The organism is Aequorivita vitellina (assembly GCF_022008365.1).
GTDB classification, from domain to species: Bacteria; Bacteroidota; Bacteroidia; order Flavobacteriales; family Flavobacteriaceae; genus Aequorivita; species Aequorivita vitellina.
Genome location: NZ_JAIRBA010000021.1, coordinates 1 through 20,223 on the forward strand (window position 1 = coordinate 1; position 20,223 = coordinate 20,223).

Below are 20,223 nucleotides of genomic sequence, written 5' to 3' on the forward strand. Positions count from 1 at the left end.
TTAGTTGACTATTCACAGGTAGAATGAGGTCGCTGCCTTCATTTAAGTAGTTGTGAATTGCTTTCAGAATTGTATTTTAGTTGACTATTCACAGGCCATTGCTTTGTTAAATCTTTCTTGGCTTAGTTGTGAATTGCTTTCAGAATTGTATTTTAGTTGACTATTCACAGGTTTAGAAGTTGCATTAAATCACCCAATACTGTTGTGAATTGCTTTCAGAATTGTATTTTAGTTGACTATTCACAGGACACTTAATACCAAAAAGACAACATAAGTAGTTGTGAATTGCTTTCAGAATTGTATTTTAGTTGACTATTCACAGGTGCCATCTTTATTTAATGCTTCAATTTTGTGTTGTGAATTGCTTTCAGAATTGTATTTTAGTTGACTATTCACAGGTATATTGAAGCGTTTAAAATAAGCAAAACCAGTTGTGAATTGCTTTCAGAATTGTATTTTAGTTGACTATTCACAGGAAGCTCTTTTGTTCTACTGTACCAATAATCGTTGTGAATTGCTTTCAGAATTGTAATTTAGTTGACTATTCACAGGTTTTCTAACTGTTTTCTAAAGCTGGTCTCCGTTGTGAATTGCTTTCAGAATTGTAATTTAGTTGACTATTCACAGGAACTTCCCGAATTCCTTTTGCCAATCGTCGTTGTGAATTGCTTTCAGAATTGTAATTTAGTTGACTATTCACAGGCTGTAGCAACAACAACCGTACCATTTCCAAGTTGTGAATTGCTTTCAGAATTGTAATTTAGTTGACTATTCACAGGAGCCATTTTTAAGAGTTCTACTCTATCCTGTTGTGAATTGCTTTCAGAATTGTAATTTAGTTGACTATTCACAGGACTGTAGCAACAACAACCGTACCATTTCCAGTTGTGAATTGCTTTCAGAATTGTAATTTAGTTGACTATTCACAGGCAAATGAAATTTTCTACACATACGCATCCGTTGTGAATTGCTTTCAGAATTGTAATTTAGTTGACTATTCACAGGAATCTACAAATTCCCTAGTGGTTATCTTATGTTGTGAATTGCTTTCAGAATTGTAATTTAGTTGACTATTCACAGGAATAGAGGGTATATTAATCGAATTAAATAAGTTGTGAATTGCTTTCAGAATTGTAATTTAGTTGACTATTCACAGGATACCCGCCGTAAGTGGCTGGTATCCTGTTTTTTATAGGTCTTGTTAGAATTGGGAATGTCAGGTTGAGCGCAGTCGAAACCCTTTTGGAACGCCCGTTTTCTATTCCTGTTTCTGGGTTTCTAAAACAATTCCAACTGTTGCGATGGAGTATCTGGCTCTACTTCTTTTTGTCCGTGAAAAAGTTCCATCATGCCAAATTGCTTATCCGTTATCTGCATAATACACACTTTCCCCTTTTTTGGAAGGTTATTTTTAGTTCGTTTAATATGTACACTACTATTTTCTCTACTGGCGCAAAATCGCATATAAATACTGAATTGAAACATGCCAAATCCGTCGTCTAAAAGATTTTTTCGAAAACGTGCCGCCACTTTTCGTTCGGTTCGGGTTTCGGTCGGTAAATCAAAAAATACAAGTACCCACATACTGCGGTATTGGTTTAATCTTGAAAAATTGTTTTGGTCAATCATTTATACCGCACTAACTATAAATTGCGGATATAGAATCTTTCGGCTATCTCCTTTAAAACAGTCGTGTAAACTGTTAGTGGTTCTACTCACGGCATTCATCAACGGGCTCCATTTGTCGTCAATAAACACATCGAGTGCGGGAATTGTTAAAAGCTGTGATTTTATTGCAGTAGTAAGCTCCTCGATGTTTGCACCCGTTTCTAAAATTTCATAAACAACAGCATCCACATAAATGCGGTATGGCTCCATAATATCATCGGCCAAACAAAAGGCGTTGTATTTATTGCGATGGAAAATGCCCACCGATGGGAGCATACCACTACTTATTAATGCTCTTGCCACTACGGCCCTTAAAATGGCGTAACCGTAGTTCAATAAATTGTTAGGCGCGATGCCTTTCTGGTTTCGACTGAATCCGGATACCAAATCGCTATAAATATTCTGAAAATAATATGCCGCGGCATAAGCTTCGTGATTATCGCCATCGCCACTTTTTACTTGGGTTGCCCATCGTTTTAATTTTAATTCGTTTTTATCCCTGCCTTTCAAATGCGCAGCTTGGTTCTCAATTTTGGCCTGTACGGTCTGTTGCCACAGATTTTTCTTTAACGGCTGGCTTGCGTCCAGCTGATAGCGAATACGCTCCGTTTGCTCAGTATGGCCTACAAGAGGTTGCAAGAGCGAGCAGGGGAGGTGTTGTTTGTCGCAAGTTATTACAGCAGTTTTGTTTTGCACCAGTTTCATCAACAATCCATTAGTAATGGTAATCTGCGGATCTTCCAAAACAATATAGCCTAAATCCTCTATGGGGACGGTGGCTTCCTTCTTTTCATCATTAGGGAAATTTACCACTAACTGTTCATTTTTTGTGCTGAGGTAGGCGGGATTGCCGAAAAAGAGGGTGCGTTTTATCATTTAATTATTTGTTCAATTTTCCCTAAGCGATTTACAGTAAGTTTCCAGCATCTTTCCTTAACCATATTGCCCTCTATGTCTCTTTCTATTTTATTAAGAGCTGAAAACTCTCTTTTGTTCCAAATTGTTTTGGATATTTCATGTTTTATAAAGAAACACTGATTACCCGAGGAACTTACCATTTTATAAATTTTATTTAGTTGGCTACTTGAAAGGTTTTTCCCATAAGAGCCAGATTCATGTATCTCCTCGTCAGTTGGTACATAAACCAAATCATCTGGGGAAAGAGAGAATAAAAATTGTCCCAATTCTGGTTTAATCGGTATTTCTGTTCGTACTTCTTTTGGTAAGTGCAACCTTTGTTTTTGGTGTTCCACCACCTCATTTAAAGGTATGGTCTCATAATTTCTTTTTTGTTTTTCCTCATCCCAATAAACGGCAAAAAACAGATTGGTGCCTTTTGCGGCTTCCACATATTTGTCTTTCTTATTGCCCGTTTCTCCCAGTTTGAATTTATTGCCGACCTCCGATAGCCTGACTTTATAAATTGGTTGATGGGGCTTTCCGTTGTTCAAGGTCTGGATGTTCTTGTTCATCGCAAAAACTCCTTCAGGTGAAAAGGCAAGATCAAAGCTTTCATTCCCCTTCTCATCTTTATAATTTGCAAGATGTCTCTCCAAAATTCTCTGGATGCTGAGATCTGTAATGCTTACCAATTGCTTTCGGCTGGAAATGGATGTTACATATCTCCGAACCGCATCTGCTTCAATATATTCATACATCAATACTTTCGAAACTACTTCCTCATTAATTTTAATTGGAAAAGCCTTGAAGTGTTTTTTAAGATCCTTGATGTTGTCATTGTAAAAGAGTGCCTTGGGGCGAACAATAGATTTTACTTTTTTGTCAGCGATCATCTCCCAGTCCATCAGGGCTCGGTTTAAGGCAACCTCACCTTTAATTCTTTTTAACTTGGACTTGCTATAAACAGTTTCTTTGTGCATGGGTTTACGCACGGTACGCATATCTCCTTTTGTTTGCGGCACCATTTTCTTTTTGAATATTCCCTCGCCATCTTCCACCCATTTTTGATACTTATTATTGGTCTTGGTGAGGACTCTTTTATTTTGTTTAAAACTGACCACTATATTTTCTAATTTTTCTTGAGCTTCCGAGGCAAATCCTTTCCAAGGTTTTTTATATGACTTTGCAACTTTATATTTTGTGCCATCTTTTCGAACCATTTCTTTGGTATGTCGCAGTTTTTCAACTAAACTATAGTTCTTTCTTTTCGTATTTAATGATGTTATATAATTTGTATGATCCTTGGTTATACATGCAACTACAAGAGCATCCAATGCATGGTGTCTGTGGTCAATCCGTTTAGAGCTGAATCCTGACTTTAAGTCCTCTGGCACGGTAAGTCTATAAATGTTTCCGTCCTGAAAACCGAAATCATTTGTGTTCGTAATTTTGTTCAAACGCTTAAAGCGAGGAGCTATTAAATCATTCCATTTGTCATTGAGTCCCCAGTCCTGTCTCAACTTTGCCGTTATGGCACCAACAACTGGCACAAGTTTCTTGGCGGTAGATTCCTGTTCATTCTCTTCGCGCACAATATTGCTCAACAGGCTTTTGATTAATTTACTGATGTATCTACTATCATTTAATTGTCTTTCTGTAAAAGAATCTGGAATTTCTTCGCTTAAAAGTTTTTTGAGCTTTGAACGGCTTTTTGAAAAATATTGCTCACAATGAGCTTGATACTCTTCAAGAGTTAATAAAGAAGTGCTTCCGTTAAAAGATAGTTCTGGCACAAGGCTTCCACCCTGATTTTTGATAAATTCAAATGCGGTTTGGTTGCCTTTGTAGGGGTGGGGGTTTATGGCACTCTCACAAATTATTTTGTTGCTTAATGAATTATCAAAATAGCGAGATTGGGGAATAATGTGTTCAATTTCGTATTCTGTGGTAAATAGTTTTGATAGGGGTATAATTTTTCCGGTATAGGGAGAAACGTATCCCTGCTCCAGCCATAATCTGTATTTTTGGATTTCATTTTTGGAAGGGCTGTTTTTTCTTCTTATACTGTCAATATCTTCCAATGAGATATTCTGATATTTTTCAGGAGAATTATCATAAACACCTTCTTCATAAATCTTTAATATCTCCTGCTGCGAAGGAGAATATGATTTTGCGTCTTTATTGCCCGCATCATATATTTCTCGTAGGAGATGGCGCATTCGCTCGTTAGTGGTCTCTCTTTCGATATTGAGTGAAGATAACTTCTTACGTGATGCTTTATCCATTTTCATCTCCCGGCCCAGTTCAACATGGATTTCATCAAAAAAATCGAAATCACCATTCCCATATTCTTCCCAGATTGTTTTTACCATCCGCAAGGTCTCTAAAACCACCTGCTCTACAATTGGGTTTCGCAAACTGTGTTGTTTGAAATCCTTTAAAAAGTTTTCAATATCTTTGGGAGAACGCCAAGGGGTTAACTCTTTTATTTCCGAAAAACGGTTGTAAACTGCATAACTCGCTTGATACGTGTTGAGACCGCTATATGGATTTATTGTATTTGAAAAGCTTCTTAGTAACCGCAATGGAACATCATCATCACTAACGTTTTCAAGGGGAATATTGTTACTTTTTGCATCATCAATTCTTGTAATAATCTGTTGTATTCGATCTTTGGTTTTTTCGTCAATCTTATTTTCAACCCAATATTTTCCCATCCGCATTAATGGCAATAGTTTTTTGAGTGCTTTTTGTGAATAGGCACCGTAATCATTTGCAAAAGGAGGGAAACTTTTGAAAGCTTCGACAAAAACATCCTCATTGAGATTGTTTTTTTGTGCAAATGTTTTTAAAGCTTTTTTATATTCTTGTGGCTCCTTAACCGAATAAATAATATGCCAAAGATTAAGCTCCATCCGTTTAGAAAGAATTTCTTCCCTATCCACATTCTCCAAGTATGAGAGCCGGGAAACAATTTGGGATCTAGTTTCAAACGTGGGATAGGTCTTGTCCTCAGGGTAGTTCCATCGAAATTTTTTTAGGTTTAACCCAAAATATTTCAGTAAGACTTTTTGGTCAACTTCCTTTCTATGTGCCAAATAATCAAATAGTTTTACATAATCTTCCTGGTTCTTTACAATAGTATCCGTAATGGGATGGTTAAGGGTTGGTTTCCCTTTAATATTCACTTCTCTTTCATAGATACTCAGGTTTTGTATAAATTGCCACAATCGAAATTCTTGGAATAATGGATGTGATTTGGGTATGCATTTAAGTTCCTGTTCCTCTATTTTTCCTTCCTTGTTTCTATAGAATCGTGATTCAAATGGGCAATTGGCAATAGAGGATTTTTTGCTTTTGAGAGGCCGCTGATAAAAAATAAGATCATCTAAAAATAAATAAATAAAATCTTCATTGGCAATTTTAGATCGGTGCGCTTCATTTCGCGGATAGAGTTCCGTTATGCACGCTTGATAAATATCAGTATTTTGTAACTCCCGATGATGCTTTTTTTGTTCCTCAAGGATCTGCCTAAGTTCATTCTTGTAAAATTCTCTTTCGATAGTACGAATTAGCTTACCTCGAATTTTCTGATTCGGAACTTTCAATAAAGTATCATAAATATAACAACCTACGGTTTTATGGGCCTGTTCCAAATCTTGCTCTGTTTTCTTCTTTATGGCAATCCAATCGGCTTCGGAATTTACAGCCTTAAATGATTTTTTTATTTCACCCTGCTTATCGCGTTTTGGGTTTCCTTCATTATCTAATGTGGTTGTAACGATGAATTCTTTTATAGTTCCTATCCAGTCCGATAAGGATTCCTTACTTTGTCTCCTGTAGATCAGACCATTTTCCAAATGTACATTATACCAGATTCCTCTTGCATTTTTATCGGCTGTTGCTTCAACGTTTATCACTTTTAAGGCGTAATATTCCTCAAACTTCTTTGTGGATGTTTCATCTATTTCATCTCCCCTTAATTGGTAATACCCTCTTTTCTGATTGAAATTAAGAAGTATCCAAGCCAGTTCTTCTTTAGTTATTGGTTGGGTAAGTGCTTTTTTTCTTAAATAATATATTGTCCAGTCATAAGGAATTTTTTCGATACCTTGCTCTTGAAAGTCACTCACCATTTCATCGAAACTTTTTTTGAAAATAAACTCGAACCTTCCATTTTCGATTTCCTTATAATTTAATTTTGGTTCTTTATCTTCTTTAAATTGTCCAAATCTTGTACTGAAATCAATGCCCTTTTTGTAGTGCTCAGGAAGAAACCCTAAAATATTTAGCACTCTGTGCAAACGATCCCTTCTTAAATTCCTGCGTTCATATAGCCTACGAACACCCCTGTAATGAGTGCGTTCTGCAGTTTGGGAGACTGTTTTTCCACTATCAAATTTTCCCATTAATTCTTGACTCATAGGGATTATCCTGCTCCCGAGGTCAATTATGTTTCCTTCTTTTTTGTCAAAATCCTGTTCTATAAGTGCCCATCCAATAGAGTTCGTCCCCAAATCCAATCCTAAAATTTGTTTCATAATTTTATTACTTTAATAGATAAACCTTAAAAATATTAAAAACAATTCTTTATTCTTTACGGTTTTCCGTAAAGACCTTTAAATATTTTTTTAATATCTTTGATTCACAATTCTAAAAGCAATTCACAATAAGGATTATTCCGTTGTGAAAACATTTAAGGCGGTACATTAATTTGTGTCGCCTTCCTTTTTTAAATATTTCTCGAACTCCATAATCTAAAACGCCTTCGCAATCAAACCGATAGGATAGTAGTGCGTTTTTGAAGTTTAGCCACAATGATCGTAGTTTATTGCAAAATGCTTTTGACCAAAACAAAAGACCTTTACAACGAAGCAATTCCCGCATCCTATTTCCCACAGCAAAGCGAGTCCTATTTTCAGCAGAGAAGCGAATCTAACCGCCTTTCCCAATCCTACTATAATCTAAATCCAGAATAATTCTCCCCTTCTTTTCATCCTCTTCCCGCATCTTTTTACGATCTACTTTCACATCCTTTCCTGCAAAATTTAAGGGGATACGGATTTTTTCAATTTCGAAGGAAATAGTAAGATTACTAGGCAAAACGGCTTTATTATCCGGATATACTAATTTTAAAGCATAGGTACCGTCTTTTTTGGTATTGATCTCTGCCCAAACAATCCGCAGGTTTTTTGTGTCTATGTGAAGTGTTGCCAAACTAAAATCCGCCTTCTCGCTAGTAGGAAGTATGGAAACGGCGCGTAAATTAGCTTTATTAGAAATCTCACCCCTATCTACAGTAATAAAAGGATGTTCAAACAATTCCCGAAACGAAAGATCTAAACCGCGTTTGGGAATAAGTGTAAAGTCTTCGGAAGTAATAACAATGGGCTCTCCTTTTGTAAAAACCGCCGCAGCTTCCTTATCGGGCATTTGAATAAAAGATATGTCGGCATGCAATTTTATAGTCGCCGAAAAGCCTTCAATACTGTCTAGCCTTGATTTAACTTTTAACACATCTTCTTCGGCAGTTTGAGCTGTGGCTGTAAAGACTGTAAAAATTGCGACTATTATAAATAGTTGTTTCATGCGGTATCGTTTTTTTGAAATACAAAAAGCCCTATTCCTATGGTAAGTAAGGTATAGAAAAGCAATAATGCCGAATTAATAAGAATTAGCGGCCAATCGATTTTAAAAGTGAAAAAATGTTGCCAGGTATTATTCAATTTAAAATACACAATTTGGTTTAAGAAATCGTTCGGCAGGTCAATCTTCAACAAGAGTGTAGAGATAATTAAAAATAAAGCTGCAACGATTAATGTTTTAAAACTCTCTTTAAAAAGCACCGCCAAGGTTAAGCTCACCACCGAAAAGAAAACCAACGATAGCGCTCCCACCAAAAACGCATAACCCAACCGTAGAAAAGCATCCTCGTGCTGAAAGAATGAAAGACCATCGCTGTAAACTACCAAATCTCCCGTGCCGAAGATAGCATACGAAAATACAAATGAAGTGATGGCCAGAAAAAGCACTAAAACTACCGTAAAAAGGATGGCAGTAATATACTTTGCCAATAGATATTTCCACTTTACGATTGGCTGCATAAGCACAGTTTGCAGGGTTTTATCTTCGTATTCGGTGGTGAACATACCCGAAACTATAATCATACATAACAATGGCACGTGAAACCAAAAAGAGTTGAGAATAAAATAAATAACCAAGTTGCCGTTGAGTAAATTTCCTTCAAAATAAAAAGTGTCCTTTAAATTCGCCAAGACAATATCTAAAATTTCTGCACCTTGATAATAACCACTTACCATTACTACCGTTTCAATAAAAAGCAGCGCTAAAATTGCGTAGTAAGTGCGACTTTGTTTGCACAACTTGTAGATTTCTAAATACACCAGTTGCATCATACTGAAGTTGCCTTAAAAAGTTGCTCCACATCCAAGGCTGGCGTACAGGAGGTAATGGCAATCCCTTGTTCCGACAGCTTAAAAATTATATCTGAAATTTCTGTAGCCGAGGCAGGAATAGTGATACAATTGGAATGAGCAGCCACGCCGTATTTCTTCAAAAATGAAACAGTTTCAAGTTCATTTCCACAAAGTGTATAGCTTTTTACACATTTGTTCAATATGTCCTGCGTGGAGCCGTGTTGCAATATTTCGCCATTGTGAATTACAAATAATTTTGTGCAAAGTGTACTCAACACTTCAACGATGTGCGAAGAAATTAAAATTGCCATCCCGTGGTCCTTTGCCAAACTGACGATTAGTTTTCTTAAGGCTTGAATCCCTACCGGGTCTAATCCGGAAAAGGGTTCGTCCAACAGCAAACACGAAGGTTTATTCAATAACGCAACTGCAATTCCCAAACGCTGTTTCATCCCCATAGAATAGTTGCGGATTGGGTCTTTCCGGTCAAGCGATAAACCTACTTGTAATAAAGCTGCTTCAATTGTACTACTGTCTGAAGCTGCATTTTGCATCTTCGCAAAAACCTTTAAATTTTCTCGAGCGTTCAAATACGAGTATAAAGCAGGTTTTTCAATTATGCCTCCTATTTTTTTCGCACCATCGCCGTGAATGGTTACGGAACCGCTATCTGCAGAAACCAGCCCCAATAAAATTTTAAACAAAGTAGATTTTCCCGCGCCATTGGCACCTACCAAGCCACATATTTCGCCACTATTACAGGCAATACTAACATTTTGTAGCGCTTGCAGCTTGCCGTAATTTTTGGAAATATTATGTCCTGAAATCATATAGATTGTGTTTCGGCAAGGAGTTGATAGTTGTACCTCGGTTTATAGTAGTTTTCTAAAAAAGTACGTGACCAAAATTTTTTCTTAAAGAGGAAAAAAGGCTCCTCTATCATAAAATACGGGATGTAGTGAAACCATTTTACGCCACAATCCTTGTATAAGTCTTGCACCTGTTGCTTAATTCCCAACTCTTCTGCAGCGGTTTCTGCAGCCATACGCTGACATTTGGAACCAATATAAAGCATTGCAATTCGAGGGTTAAACCCGTGCTCAAAAAACTGATCCTTGGCGCGTTTATAATTTTGGTACCGCGACCAACCGTCCATAATCACCAAATAAATATGCACAAATGAAAAGAGAAAAAAACTCGTCCAAAATATTATTCCTATAACCGATAAAGAAGAAATAGCCTTGCTCAATTGCACCCCGTATATCCAAGATTCCAAAATAAATAAAAGCAGAGCGCCATACAAAAGCCTCCCAACCCGAAAATAGGAAACTAGGGGATGGGGCTGTTTTGGTATTTGACTTATCTTCATTAATGCTAAGATAGGCTATCTGCTTTCAAAGTGCAAGAGTTCAGTTTTGTAAAAAAGACGTATGGCACACAAGCAATGACCGATGAATAATAAATCTTAAACATTTTCAGTACCACGAGCAATAAACTGCATATGCTTTTCTTTACAATTGAAGAAACGCTGAGGTTCTTTATAACCATTAAATTTTCAGTTTCCAGTATATAATTTTCATCCAAAAGCTGCAACATTATACTGCTCGCAGTAGCGTATAAAAATAATTTCTTACACTCCTTTTTAGGCTTTAATGTATAACCGCTACCTGCACCCATAATTATATGATACAAGTATTTGCGAATAATGAAACCGGAAATCCGTGGGTGCGCAAATAGATAGATGATTCTGCCCAAAAACAAAAAACCTCAGCACTTACGCCAAGGCTCATTAAACAAAACAAACAGGAACTATTTTCCCAAAAGCTTTTCTAAATAAATATTCTTTTCCTGCTCTGCCTTTAACAAACGCTCGTAAAGTTTTTTGTTCTCTTCAACAACTTCCATTAGCTTTTCCAACGGATTAAAAGTGCAATTATTAGCATTAAATGTTCCTTGGCTATTGCTAAAACTATTATCGTTAAAGTTATTAAAGTAGTTGATCACATTTTCTTCTGAAAAATTCTCAATACCTTCTTTGGTAACTCCCAATGCCTTTGCCACTTTCCCCAGTTTTTCGGCTTCCAAAGTCTCACTGTTTTCAATATGCGAAATACTTTGTTGGCTTATACCCATTACCTCGGCAAGGGTCTCTTGCTTCATCCCGCGCAGTTCGCGTATGCGACTTATTTTTCGGCCTATATGGTTGGTTTTTGTTGTTGTGCTCATAGTTCCAAAAATAAGAAACTTTTTTTAATTTTTTAAGCCTTTGCTGTCACTTTGGTAAAATACTGAAAAGCAATTATCAATTAATAATTAGCTGTGAAGAATATAGAAAAATGATTAAAGAGTAGCGTAGTGGAACGTACACGTGTCACATTTCTTGAGTCTTGAGTCGGTGATTTCAGAGCTAGTGATCCTTGAGTTATGAGTATAAGGTCATGGGTCATGGGCCCAGAGATCATCAACTGTTGGTAAAATATCCACCCCCATTGGTTTTTTACCCTAGCTTTTGGTTTTATATCTCCCTAAATTACAGCAACTTGATGGTCAGAACTAAAAAATAAGTTTTACCTAAAACCCAGAAAGTATGGAAACAAAAACCCATCCCATAACGGCAAGAAAATTAGCACTAAAAGAAATTGGTAGCATCCTTCAAAAACATTGCGCTTTAGTAAGCTTGTACTGTTTTGGTATACATTGCAACAGTAACACCAAGCACGATATTATGGATGGTAAGTGTGCCTCCGAAAACCGGCACGATCATTTTTATCTTTTTGCCTGTGTGGAAAAGCTAGCCCACAATGCCACGGCAAACTTGATGGATATTGTGGCAACGGAAACCAAAGGAAGATACACCTGCACCTTGCTGATACATACCTACAAACAAATTGCAAAAGCGCAGCCTGAGCAGAAACATTTTTATAAAGATATTCTGGAAAAGGCCTGGTTGATAGCAGGGGAGGAGTTGGATGCGGAAAAACTAATCCTAACCGACATTCCAGAAAAAAACGAGGAGGGCATCAAAAAATATGTTAGCGACCGAAATAAGTTGGCTAGTAGCCTTTTAATTGAAATGGAAGAACATGTGGAAACCTTGCTATTGGCGGTAACTATGCATGATGTGTTAGAATTGCTGTTACTTTCTGGCATATACTCCCGTCTGCAGTATTATCCCAACCATTTTCACCTCAAGTATCTTTTCGGCCTCTTTCAGTTTTGCCACCCCATTCCAGATTACATCTTCCCAGCCTCATTATTTGAGCAGGATCAATATCAGGAAATTCTAAATGCCAATCACAATGACCTCCGCTTTCGTTCTAAAAATCTTTTTGAGCGGGAAGATGTTTTAACAGTTAGAACTTTTGTGAGGCACTTGTATAATTCTATGTAGACAATTGCTATTAAGACGGGACGATTGAAACATGAAATGATGAATTTTAAAATATCAAGATTATGAAAAAGAAAAAATTACTCAAAAAGTTGAATGCCTTGCATCAATCCAACCTTCACTTTCTCCAGCCAAAAGAAAGCAGAATGGGTAAATATTACGAAATCGCTATTCCCATGGATAGCCATTTGGAATTAATGTTTCTTATTTGTAACCTATTAAAGGTCTGTATACTCGCAATGGGAGAACCCGAATTAATAAATGACCGTCAAATTCCACAACCGGAACACAATGTTAAGGAGGTTCTAAGACATATTTTGCACTTAATCCCTTTGGAAGAACTTCAGTTTGTGGATGAGGTTAGTGAACTTTTAAAAAGTATAAAGCAGGAGTAGGGTAGTGAAAAGGTAGGTTGTACTTTGTTACGAATTAAAACTAAATATTATGAAAAAGAAGAAGCGAAAAATTGTAGCATTCGAGAAGATTAAAAATGAATTGTCTACACGAAATGAACTCTTAAGGCCTGCTGGATTCTCTTGCAATGCCAAGCCGATGATGAAAGGGGAGTTTTCGATAGGTGATAATGATGAGCTTCTGTTCAACATATCCTGCCTGCTCAAGACCTGTGTATTGGCACTGGATGGAGATGCTACTTTTACATTATCCGCTATTTCCAATTCGGATCCTAAGTCTGATATTATAGTTGCATTGGAATTTATTATCAATCTACTGCCCCGGGAACAGATGGTATCTTTGGATGAGATTACAAAAATTCTTGCAGAGGTAGAAAGCAATTAGGTATAGATTTCAAGATATATGAAAACTCGTTTTGGGTTTTCTAGTTTCTAAATGGAATGCGTCAGCAGCAACATAAGTTGACCCCAGTTGGTAGTTAGTGTTTCAATCCTAGTTTCTAGATGGAGTGGTTGGGTATAAAAGTACTTAACCAAGAAATTATTGTACACGCTTTGTTTCAATCCTAGTTTCTAGATGGAGTGGTTGGGTATGCCGCGGTAGGCATCGTTTTCAGTTTCGCCTAATTCGTTTCAATCCTAGTTTCTAGATGGAGTGGTGGGGTATTTAGAAAGCATTTTGAGAATTTTAATGTAACCTTTGAGTTTCAATCCTAGTTTCTAGATGGAGTGGTGGGGTATAACCATGAAAAATAAAAAACATATCGAAAATGTCTTGTTTCAATCCTAGTTTCTAGATGGAGTGGTGGGGTATGTTAATTTATCCAGACTGCCCAACTGGTGTCTTGGGTTTCAATCCTAGTTTCTAGATGGAGTGGTGGGGTATCTTATGTATCCATTTGCAGGGGGAAGGTCGCCCTGTTTCAATCCTAGTTTCTAGATGGAGTGGTGGGGTATTATGGCGTTGGTGCTATCATCTCCAATTAGTTTGTTGTTTCAATCCTAGTTTCTAGATGGAGTGGTGGGGTATCATTGCACAACCCTACATCAAAACTTTCAAGTGTTGGTTTCAATCCTAGTTTCTAGATGGAGTGGTGGGGTATGAAATTGTAAACCGATATAAGCAAAGAAATCAATAGGTTTCAATCCTAGTTTCTAGATGGAGTGGTGGGGTATTGCAGTTACCAACATTGAAAACAAATAATCTTCATGTTTCAATCCTAGTTTCTAGATGGAGTGGTGGGGTATATTATGTAACTATAATCTAATTCAATGACAGAATAATGTTTCAATCCTAGTTTCTAGATGGAGTGGTGGGGTATGAAAACGGTGTAGCCATCTTCTTCTACCCAATCTGGTTTCAATCCTAGTTTCTAGATGGAGTGGTGGGGTATCAAGCAGCCAAGCGCTATAATTAGTGCTATAATTAGGTTTCAATCCTAGTTTCTAGATGGAGTGGTGGGGTATATACCCGAAAATACAGGGGGTTCAACTGGTGTTGCAGTTTCAATCCTAGTTTCTAGATGGAGTGGTGGGGTATGATTGATTAGTTGCGGGTTTTATTGAATGCGACTTGTTTCAATCCTAGTTTCTAGATGGAGTGGTGGGGTATCTCGTTGATTTTCTTAAAATATTCAAGCGTTGAAGGGTTTCAATCCTAGTTTCTAGATGGAGTGGTGGGGTATACCGATGATATTGGAGCAACAGATATAGAAGTTGTGTTTCAATCCTAGTTTCTAGATGGAGTGGTGGGGTATTATTAGAGAGTTATACGGTGATTTTGTCGATGATTAGTTTCAATCCTAGTTTCTAGATGGAGTGGTGGGGTATACCATAACTATCTGCTCTGTACGGACTTAACGCTTGTTTCAATCCTAGTTTCTAGATGGAGTGGTGGGGTATTGTAAGTTTCCGTGTTTAAGTCTGAAATATCTTTTTGTTTCAATCCTAGTTTCTAGATGGAGTGGTGGGGTATAGCAACCTAGAACGGTTGCTTTTTTTATGTGCTTTTGTTTCAATCCTAGTTTCTAGATGGAGTGGTGGGGTATATAAGTGGCTTGGAGTTTTGTTTCGCCTTCGGGAAAGTTTCAATCCTAGTTTCTAGATGGAGTGGTGGGGTATAAGTCGTTCCTGCGCGGCTTTTACTTTTGCGGTACGGTTTCAATCCTAGTTTCTAGATGGAGTGGTGGGGTATAAACAAAATCGAAGTCTATATATTCACCACCCTTCAGTTTCAATCCTAGTTTCTAGATGGAGTGGTGGGGTATACTTTTCAGGTCGCCACCCAAACGGGTTGCTAAATCGTTTCAATCCTAGTTTCTAGATGGAGTGGTGGGGTATCAACAAACCATATACGAGTCACGTTACACATAATTGTTTCAATCCTAGTTTCTAGATGGAGTGGTGGGGTATCTTAACAACCTTTTCCTCATTCTGTTTAGCGGTAAGTTTCAATCCTAGTTTCTAGATGGAGTGGTGGGGTATAATTTCAAATTTAACAGGAAGTTTAAACGGAACAGTGTTTCAATCCTAGTTTCTAGATGGAGTGGTGGGGTATTGTGATTGTAACATCTGCGCTTGCAAGGTTAGTGATGTTTCAATCCTAGTTTCTAGATGGAGTGGTGGGGTATTTGTGCTGCTCCAAGTGCCGCAATCATTGCAATAAGTTTCAATCCTAGTTTCTAGATGGAGTGGTGGGGTATCATATCCCACGCATTGCTACTGCCATCGCCTTGGTGTTTCAATCCTAGTTTCTAGATGGAGTGGTGGGGTATATTTTTGAAACGTTGCTATCACTATAATTTGCGGTGGTTTCAATCCTAGTTTCTAGATGGAGTGGTGGGGTATTCCACGGCGTTTAATTCACTTTCTAACCAATAAACGTTTCAATCCTAGTTTCTAGATGGAGTGGTGGGGTATAAGTTTAGGTAGGAATGCAAGAAGATTTTCCACCGTGTTTCAATCCTAGTTTCTAGATGGAGTGGTGGGGTATTCCCGTTGCAAAAGAAACTGTAAACCCATCGTACTTGTTTCAATCCTAGTTTCTAGATGGAGTGGTGGGGTATGCTGTCTGCATCCAATCTCTTTAACTCAGCAAGTAAGTTTCAATCCTAGTTTCTAGATGGAGTGGTGGGGTATCAACACCCGCAAGAACCCACAGCCCTTTTTTCGCCAGTTTCAATCCTAGTTTCTAGATGGAGTGGTGGGGTATTGTAATTGCCACAATAGTAGCGGGTTACCTATTCGTGTTTCAATCCTAGTTTCTAGATGGAGTGGTGGGGTATAGGATAACCGGTGCCTACATTTTCCTGAGCGCCTACGGTTTCAATCCTAGTTTCTAGATGGAGTGGTGGGGTATAGTGGTTCCAAACTTCTTTTATTCAGAGAATTTTACGTTTCAATCCTAGTTTCTAGATGGAGTGGTGGGGTATCCAATAGCATCTAATATATCTGCAGGTACCTTATGTTTCAATCCTAGTTTCTAGATGGAGTGGTGGGGTATTTTGGTGATATTTGGGAGTGGACTAACGGTGTTAACAGTTTCAATCCTAGTTTCTAGATGGAGTGGTGGGGTATTTTTCCTGTTAATGAACAAGAAATTCAAGAATTAGGTTTCAATCCTAGTTTCTAGATGGAGTGGTGGGGTATACATCTGGAAGATGGGTTTGGGTTTACAAACGAAAAGTTTCAATCCTAGTTTCTAGATGGAGTGGTGGGGTATCACCTAATGGTATAACTCCATTTGTTGAAAATGGGAGTTTCAATCCTAGTTTCTAGATGGAGTGGTGGGGTATATTGATATAATTTTTTCATAATCCCCATCAAAGTGTTTCAATCCTAGTTTCTAGATGGAGTGGTGGGGTATACAAATAACAGCAAACCGCACCTTAACAATTTCTGAGTTTCAATCCTAGTTTCTAGATGGAGTGGTGGGGTATTGTCGCATTGGACACTATGACAAATGCAAGTTGGCGGTTTCAATCCTAGTTTCTAGATGGAGTGGTGGGGTATAGTAGTTACAGTTTTTTTGTAACCTTAGTTACAATTGTTTCAATCCTAGTTTCTAGATGGAGTGGTGGGGTATACCATCCCGCTTTTGGGAGCACCACCATAAGTAGCATGTTTCAATCCTAGTTTCTAGATGGAGTGGTGGGGTATGGAATTAGCACTTGAACTTCATCCACTAATCCGTCTTGTTTCAATCCTAGTTTCTAGATGGAGTGGTGGGGTATAGTTACTGCATATCTAGTGCGGGATATGGAAAACGCGTTTCAATCCTAGTTTCTAGATGGAGTGGTGGGGTATAAAGATACAAAAAAAAGTCGGAATTTCCGACCTTGTTTCAATCCTAGTTTCTAGATGGAGTGGTGGGGTATTTAGGGTGAAAGATTTTTGCCCGAAAGAGCAAAGGCGTTTCAATCCTAGTTTCTAGATGGAGTGGTGGGGTATAAACGAAAAGTGTCACAATAATGACACACCATTAATAGTTTCAATCCTAGTTTCTAGATGGAGTGGTGGGGTATGTGGTGTAGGATTTTACCTGTTTTGAAGGGGTGCAAGTTTCAATCCTAGTTTCTAGATGGAGTGGTGGGGTATATTCGCCCAAACCTTCAGTTTGTATGGTGGCTTCAGTTTCAATCCTAGTTTCTAGATGGAGTGGTGGGGTATCCGATTAAATGCCCCAAACCAACAGTAGCAGTACTTAAACACCTTTCACGATTTTTTAAATTCCTATTTTTCAAGATGTCAAAGAACGAAATATCGTTAAATATCAGTAGTTTTCCGTATTGCGTAGCAGCATCTATGCTTGCCATAAGCCCGTTTTTTTAAGGGTTAATAAATAAATCGTTTCCCGGAATCTGCTATTTGATGCAAATATTCCGATAAGTACAATTTACACATCTTTTCTTAAACTTGGTGGCTTTGGGAAATTTATTTTGCTCTATAATCTCAAGCATTTCTTCCATACTTGTTCTAATTTCTTTCTTTGCTTTCGAAGGAATGGATACCGTGACCAATTTATTTTTACTACGTGTATATACTAAATATCCATTCGCCACTTTCACCTTGAAATTTTCTTCAATCAAAACGGCATAACAATATAACTGCTGTTTATACGTATCATAAATTTTATCTTTCCATACTGCAAACTTATAATCTAAAGGTGCAAAATTTCCATCCTCAAGCTTTAATACTTCATCTACTTTTCCACGCAATCCGTCCATTCCCAAATATTGGTCGATCCATTTATCCACCACCCCAATTTTCTTCCGTAGATAATCCTTGTTACGCTCCAATTTCTCATTATGAACCTCACGACCTCGGGTTACTTTATAAAATTTTTCTTCGTACTGCGGAATGCGGAGTACATATTCAAAGTATGTATAGCGTGGACAATACAAGTATTCAATTATTTGGGATGGATAAAAGCTTTGCATTAAAAAAATAGGGATTTTACATCATCAGTTACCAGTTTTTCGTCAAACGCCTGCCCCATCATAGTACATCCTTTTAATTGCTCTTTGTTCATTCGGAATACGTATATTTTATCAGTATCCTCATTGATAACTTTTTCTATTTGAAGTTCTAAACTATCTTTTTCATTTGTGTTTAAAGTTCCCAAAAAACAAGAGTACTGAACCCGATATAACCCCGCCTTTAAACAGGCTTTGGAAACGAAAGTTCGTGCTGCATCGTTCTTTATGTCGTACAAAACCCAGATTATCATTTTTCTTTTATTACGAAATTAAACTGTTTGCAAATCGATGTGCCTCTAGTTGAACGGCATTCATTCTAGTTTGCAGTCTCCCTTTATACCTAATTTTTTCACTGTCTAAATACTCCAAATAAGGCGCTACAAAAAAAGCTTTTCCTTCTTCATTCAACGAAAACCCACCAGTAAATTCACTAAAATGTGCTTTGTTAATCCTTTTCCCTGTAAACAATCGAAATACAAAACGATCTGCATAAATGCGGTATGACTCAATAAAATCAAACACTAAGCTTTTTGTATTATAATCGTCTCGATGCATAAACCCTATAAATGGATCTAAGCCTGCTAACATTAATGCACGTTCTATCCGACTATATAAAATACCATATGCATAGTTGAGCATCGCATTAAACTCATCCTGTGCGGGGCGAAAACTCCTTCCTTTAAAAGCGAAAGTGTCTGGCATACATTTAGAAAGGGCTTCAAAATAATGTCTCCCGGCTGACCCTTCCCAACCTCTAAAAGATTCGTCCACTTCTTTAATGTCTTTTGCCTCAGTCTGTAGAATGTTTTTGCGAAACTCAAGGATAGCATTTATTTTTTGACCCAAAAACTCATGCTGTTGTGCTCTATGCTTCTTTAAGTCTTGTAAAAAGTCTGCTTGGTTCTCCAGTTTTTCACTTAACCAGCTTTTAATCCATGATACCCCAGTTGCATTTAACGAAGCTACTAACTGCTCCTTTCTTATTTTTGTAGTGCTACCCAGCTTGCTATGCCAAAAACGCCCTAAAGGATGACCGTTGTTCTCGACAATTACAATGTCAATATTGTGTTTTAATGCCAACGCAACAGCATCAGTACTAAGAGACGCTCCCTTACTCATCACAAATGAAGTGATTTTATGGGCGGCTATATGGTTTACTTTTATTGGCTTGTCCTTGTCCTCCCGGACTTTGACCTCGAACATCTCGTCCTTTACGTGTAGATAGGTTCCGTAAGTATTAATGAAGATTTGCATCTATCTTTTTATTATGGTTCCAAAACCTCTAGAAACTGCTTTCCCCAGGCCAATCTCGTCAGGAAGCAATGCATTGATAACAAAGCTACCCGAAAATGCGATCATCTTATTTTCCTTGAAATTAGTGCTATTCTCTTGTACGCTTACCTTCGCCATTAAACGTTCATGAGACTCTAATTCAATAGTTGTATTCCTGAAAAAGCTTAAAATATGTCCCACCAGTATGGCATTGAGCATATCCTGTTTTTCTACCTCACTATTGAGCTTTTGATATTTGGCGTAATTGGTCTGGTTAAGACCCATCCATAAGGTGACAAATTCGTATTCGTGTAAGTTCTGACTATAACCCACTTTCTCACTCTTTAATTCTATATTCTTCGTATTTACATCGAATTTCTCTCCATCGATATCCAGTTCCTTGATTTTTAAAAACAAACTAGGCAACAATTCAGCACCCTCATTAATGCCAATGAGTGTAGGCACATTCTTAATTACCTTATATTGGACACTTGGGTATTTATACCGAAACCGACCATCTTCATAGTGATTGTGCAAAATAGGGGAGTGCTGCCTAAAGAGATTGCCAAAATAGCCGCGAAGTTTATGGGCGTCGCGAGTTTGTAATTTGATCTCTGGGAATTTTATGCGACAGATTTGTATTTCTTTTGTAGTGGTTAACGACATTG

General features: G+C 37.6%; 15 protein-coding genes and 2 CRISPR repeat arrays. Of the genes, 3 read left to right on the top strand and 12 right to left on the bottom strand.

Annotated elements, in window-relative coordinates:
• The first annotated feature begins 49 nt into the window (after positions 1-49).
• A CRISPR array of direct repeats spans positions 50-1,157; the repeat unit is 46 nt; unit sequence GTTGTGAATTGCTTTCAGAATTGTAATTTAGTTGACTATTCACAGG.
• A 121-nt stretch (positions 1,158-1,278) separates the two neighbouring features.
• The 8 genes from cas2 (K8089_RS10840) to K8089_RS10875 all read right to left on the bottom strand — a co-directional run bounded on the left by cas2 (K8089_RS10840) (position 1,279) and on the right by K8089_RS10875 (position 11,231).
• Positions 1,279-1,629 (bottom strand): CRISPR-associated endonuclease Cas2, encoded by a 351-nt coding sequence (gene cas2 / locus K8089_RS10840; RefSeq protein ID WP_237603310.1) that lies wholly within the window; start codon positions 1,627-1,629, stop codon positions 1,279-1,281.
• Positions 1,630-2,544, bottom strand: a complete 915-nt coding sequence (gene cas1, locus K8089_RS10845) for a type II CRISPR-associated endonuclease Cas1 (RefSeq protein ID WP_237603311.1) — start codon at positions 2,542-2,544, stop codon at positions 1,630-1,632.
• The gene (gene cas9 / locus K8089_RS10850; protein ID WP_237603312.1) at positions 2,541-7,109 is read right to left on the bottom strand and encodes a type II CRISPR RNA-guided endonuclease Cas9; all 4,569 of its coding nucleotides are present in this window, start codon (positions 7,107-7,109) and stop codon (positions 2,541-2,543) included. Before cas9 ends, cas1 (K8089_RS10845) begins: the two co-directional genes overlap by 4 nt.
• Before the next feature lie 394 nt (positions 7,110-7,503).
• Entirely contained in the window at positions 7,504-8,157 is a 654-nt protein-coding gene (locus K8089_RS10855; RefSeq protein WP_237603314.1) for a hypothetical protein, read from the bottom strand.
• Positions 8,154-8,984: an ABC transporter permease gene (locus K8089_RS10860; protein ID WP_237603315.1), complete on the bottom strand. Its 831-nt coding sequence runs from the start codon at positions 8,982-8,984 to the stop codon at positions 8,154-8,156. The genes K8089_RS10855 and K8089_RS10860 overlap by 4 nt, the downstream gene beginning before the upstream one ends.
• Entirely contained in the window at positions 8,981-9,835 is an 855-nt protein-coding gene (locus K8089_RS10865; RefSeq protein ID WP_237603316.1) for an ABC transporter ATP-binding protein, read from the bottom strand. Before K8089_RS10865 ends, K8089_RS10860 begins: the two co-directional genes overlap by 4 nt.
• Positions 9,832-10,281 carry a hypothetical protein gene (locus K8089_RS10870; RefSeq protein ID WP_237603317.1) on the bottom strand — a complete coding sequence of 150 codons (450 nt, stop codon included), beginning with the start codon at positions 10,279-10,281 and terminating at the stop codon, positions 9,832-9,834. The genes K8089_RS10865 and K8089_RS10870 overlap by 4 nt, the downstream gene beginning before the upstream one ends.
• Before the next feature lie 533 nt (positions 10,282-10,814).
• Complete coding sequence (locus K8089_RS10875) at positions 10,815-11,231, bottom strand: helix-turn-helix domain-containing protein (protein WP_237603318.1); 417 nt, start codon at positions 11,229-11,231, stop codon at positions 10,815-10,817.
• A 361-nt stretch (positions 11,232-11,592) separates the two neighbouring features.
• On the opposite strand from K8089_RS10875, the gene K8089_RS10880 reads away from it, so the two are divergent.
• The 3 genes from K8089_RS10880 (at position 11,593) to K8089_RS10890 (ending at position 13,191) form a co-directional block, all read left to right on the top strand.
• Positions 11,593-12,396, top strand: coding sequence for a hypothetical protein (locus K8089_RS10880; RefSeq protein WP_237603319.1), 804 nt, complete (start codon positions 11,593-11,595; stop codon positions 12,394-12,396).
• A gap of 62 nt (positions 12,397-12,458) precedes the next feature.
• Complete coding sequence (locus K8089_RS10885) at positions 12,459-12,788, top strand: hypothetical protein (RefSeq protein ID WP_237603320.1); 330 nt, start codon at positions 12,459-12,461, stop codon at positions 12,786-12,788.
• A gap of 49 nt (positions 12,789-12,837) precedes the next feature.
• Entirely contained in the window at positions 12,838-13,191 is a 354-nt protein-coding gene (locus K8089_RS10890; protein WP_237603321.1) for a hypothetical protein, read from the top strand.
• A 99-nt stretch (positions 13,192-13,290) separates the two neighbouring features.
• Positions 13,291-17,474: a CRISPR direct-repeat array (repeat unit 37 nt; unit sequence GTTTCAATCCTAGTTTCTAGATGGAGTGGTGGGGTAT).
• A gap of 194 nt (positions 17,475-17,668) precedes the next feature.
• Here K8089_RS10890 and cas4 read toward each other — a convergent pair.
• From cas4 to K8089_RS10910, 4 genes are read right to left on the bottom strand one after another with little or no spacing between them, the layout of a single operon-like run.
• A complete protein-coding gene (cas4, locus tag K8089_RS10895; protein ID WP_237603322.1) occupies positions 17,669-18,244 on the bottom strand; it encodes a CRISPR-associated protein Cas4 in 576 nt (191 codons plus the stop codon).
• Positions 18,244-18,534, bottom strand: coding sequence for a CRISPR-associated endonuclease Cas2 (gene cas2 / locus K8089_RS10900; protein ID WP_237603323.1), 291 nt, complete (start codon positions 18,532-18,534; stop codon positions 18,244-18,246). Before cas2 (K8089_RS10900) ends, cas4 begins: the two co-directional genes overlap by 1 nt.
• A gap of 10 nt (positions 18,535-18,544) precedes the next feature.
• A complete protein-coding gene (cas1, locus tag K8089_RS10905; RefSeq protein WP_237603324.1) occupies positions 18,545-19,537 on the bottom strand; it encodes a CRISPR-associated endonuclease Cas1 in 993 nt (330 codons plus the stop codon).
• Complete coding sequence (locus K8089_RS10910) at positions 19,538-20,221, bottom strand: CRISPR-associated endonuclease Cas6 (RefSeq protein WP_237603325.1); 684 nt, start codon at positions 20,219-20,221, stop codon at positions 19,538-19,540.
• Between the last annotated feature and the right edge of the window lie 2 nt (positions 20,222-20,223).